This window comes from Billgrantia ethanolica (genome assembly GCF_021404305.1).
Taxonomy (GTDB): domain Bacteria; phylum Pseudomonadota; class Gammaproteobacteria; order Pseudomonadales; family Halomonadaceae; genus Halomonas; species Halomonas ethanolica.
Genome location: NZ_JABFTX010000010.1, coordinates 1 through 2490, shown reverse-complemented (window position 1 = coordinate 2490; position 2490 = coordinate 1). Strand labels below are relative to the sequence as shown.

Here is a 2490-nt window from a genome sequence, read left to right as displayed (position 1 = left end):
GTCAAGACGGGCCTGACAGCTGCCCTGGCCCTTCTGGCTACTGCCATCCTATGTTTGGCAGCCTTGGGTATGTACACAGGCCATCTGTCACCGCCGATGTAAAACTGACCCCCTGACGCCGAGGTAAATCTGACCCCCTTGGGCGAAGATGGTGGCTTTTGAGCCGCCGCGATGTTGATCCAGGAGCAGTCAGTGGAAATCAGAGTGTTGGCCCGTCAGGGCCGGAGCATAAAGGCGATCGCACGGGAACTGGGACTGTCGCGCAACACAGTGCGCAAGTATCTGCGAAATGGCGAGTCACCGCGCTACACGCCGCGCCACCCGCAGCCTACCAAGCTCGATCCGTACAAGGCCTACCTCCAGGAGCGGATCGAGGCGGCGCGCCCACACTGGATTCCGGCAACGGTGTTGCTGCGCGAGATCCAGGCCCTGGGTTATCCCGGCGGCATCAGCCAGCTCAAGAGCTATCTGGCGCCGTTCAAACGCCGGACCGAAGAGCCGCTGATCCGCTTCGAGACGCCGCCAGGCAAGCAGGTGCAGGTGGATTTCACCACCATCCGCCGCGGCCGCTCGCCGCTCAAGGCCTTCGTCGCCACCCTCGGCTACAGCCGGGCCACTTTCGTGCGCTTTTCCGAACGAGAGGACAGCGCGGCGTGGCTTGCCGGGCTCGAGGCGGCCTTTGACTATTTCGGGGGCGTGCCACAGGAGGCGCTATTCGACAACGCCGGCGCAATCATCTCCGAGCGGGATGCATTTGGCGACGGCCAGCACCGCTGGCATCCAGCCCTGGCCGATCTGGCGGATATTTATGGCTTTCGGCCCCGAGTCTGTCGCCCCTACCGGGCCAAGACCAAAGGCAAAGTCGAGCGCTTCAACGGCTACCTCAAGGGCAGCTTCGTGACACCGCTGGCGGCGACACTGAAGAGCGCCGGCCTCATGCTCGACGTCACCACGGCCAATGCTCATATCGGACGTTGGATCGAGGAGGTGGCCCACCAGCGCATCCACGGCACCACCCAGGTCAAGCCGGCGGTGCGCTTGGCCAAGGAGCGGCTGGAGTTGCTCCCGTTGCCGGTCCGGCAGCAGAGCGCCACCTCGGCGCCGAGCCTGCGGCCAGGGCGCGCGCTACCTCACGAGAGCTTGCAGCACCCGCTGTCGGTTTATGATCAGCTGCTGGAGGGACAGGTATGAATCTCCAGCACGCACGTATCCAGGAGTTGTGCCAACGGCTCAAGCTTGAGCGTATCGGCACGGACTGGTCGCATCAGGCCCAGCAGGCGGCGACCGATGAGGCGAGTTTCGCCGACTTCCTTGAACACCTGCTGGGGGCGGAGCACGAGGCCCGTGCAGAACGCAGCCGCCAGACGTTGCTGAAGATGGCGACCCTGCCGGCGGTGAAGACGCTGGAGCAATACGATTTCGCCTTCGCCTCGGGAGCACCGCGCACGCAGCTTCAGGAACTGGCCACACTGACCTTTCTCGAACGTACCGAGAACATCGTGTTACTCGGTCCCAGTGGTGTCGGCAAGACGCATTTGGCCACAGCACTGGCCTACCGGGCAGTGATGAGCGGTATCAAGACCCGCTTCGTCACCGCCGCCGACCTGATGCTGCAACTGCGTGCCGCCCAGCGCCAGGAACGGCTCAAGCAGTATTTCAACCGCGTCGTCATGGGACCGAAGCTGCTGGTGATCGACGAGATCGGCTACCTGCCGTTCGGGCGCGAGGAGGCGAATCTGTTCTTCAACGTCGTCGCCAAGCGCTACGAGCGCGGCAGCATGATCCTGACCAGCAATTTGCCGTTCACCCAATGGGCCGGCGCCTTCGCCGACGATCAGACTCTCACCGCCGCCATGCTCGACCGACTGCTGCACCATGCCCACATCGTGCAGATCAGCGGCGAGAGCTATCGGCTCAAGGACAAGCGCAAGGCCGGCACACCTTCAACAACCATGAAATAACCCAGCGGGCCTAGGGGGTCACTTTTATTTCGGCGTTCTACGCCCAAAGGGGGTCACTTTTCAGTCGGCGTTGACAGCTAGCAGCGAGCAGAGCGAAGGTGTGCGTGAAGTGGGCGCCGCAGTGACGGAAATGGATCGCGTCACACAGCAGAACGTGGCCTTCATACAGAAAAATGCCGATTCGGCCCGCGAGCTCGAAGCCCATGCCGAGGAAATGCTGGCAGCCGTTGCGGCCTTCCGGCTGCCGGAGCCGGAAGCGCGACCCCAGCGTGGCCAGGATTCCCTGCCGGTGCTGGCGCTGGCGCCTGGTTCGGGGCTGGTCGGCTGACGGCGCTCACTCACGGTCGGTTCAGGCGCTGGCGCTGCCAAAGGTTTGGCCGTTCATGAACTGGCGGCGCCAAGTGCGAACCTTCTCATGGGGGTAAGCTATGTTGCAGGCCTCGAACAGCTCCTCGAGGAAGCGCTTGCGCTTGCCCTTGCATCTGCCGGCGAACACGGTAGCCGCGATCAGTAGCTCGAGCACGCGGTG

4 protein-coding genes are annotated in these 2490 nt (G+C 63.5%); 3 read left to right on the top strand and 1 reads right to left on the bottom strand.

Features of this window, described 5'->3' with window-relative positions; translation table 11 throughout:
• Nucleotides 1-171 precede the first annotated feature (171 nt).
• The 3 genes from istA to HOP53_RS21260 all read left to right on the top strand — a co-directional run bounded on the left by istA (nucleotide 172) and on the right by HOP53_RS21260 (nucleotide 2289).
• Nucleotides 172-1191, top strand: coding sequence for an IS21 family transposase (gene istA, locus HOP53_RS21270; protein WP_234261905.1), 1020 nt, complete (start codon nucleotides 172-174; stop codon nucleotides 1189-1191).
• Nucleotides 1188-1961, top strand: coding sequence for an IS21-like element helper ATPase IstB (istB, locus tag HOP53_RS21265; RefSeq protein ID WP_234261906.1), 774 nt, complete (start codon nucleotides 1188-1190; stop codon nucleotides 1959-1961). The genes istA and istB overlap by 4 nt, the downstream gene beginning before the upstream one ends.
• Nucleotides 1962-2031: 70 nt before the next feature.
• Nucleotides 2032-2289 carry a hypothetical protein gene (locus HOP53_RS21260; protein ID WP_234261665.1) on the top strand — a complete coding sequence of 86 codons (258 nt, stop codon included), beginning with the start codon at nucleotides 2032-2034 and terminating at the stop codon, nucleotides 2287-2289.
• Nucleotides 2290-2310: 21 nt separating this feature from the next.
• Here the strand turns inward: HOP53_RS21260 and HOP53_RS21255 are convergent.
• A partial coding sequence (locus HOP53_RS21255) for a hypothetical protein (protein ID WP_234271860.1) occupies nucleotides 2311-2490 on the bottom strand: 180 nt, incomplete at its 5' end.

What these genes read in the sequence shown, in the direction of transcription:
- istB (WP_234261906.1), top strand. Translation starts at nt 1,188, where the DNA reads ATGAATCTCCAGCACGCACGTATCCAGGAGTTGTGCCAACGGCTCAAG.
- istA (WP_234261905.1), top strand. Translation starts at nt 172, where the DNA reads ATGTTGATCCAGGAGCAGTCAGTGGAAATCAGAGTGTTGGCCCGTCAG.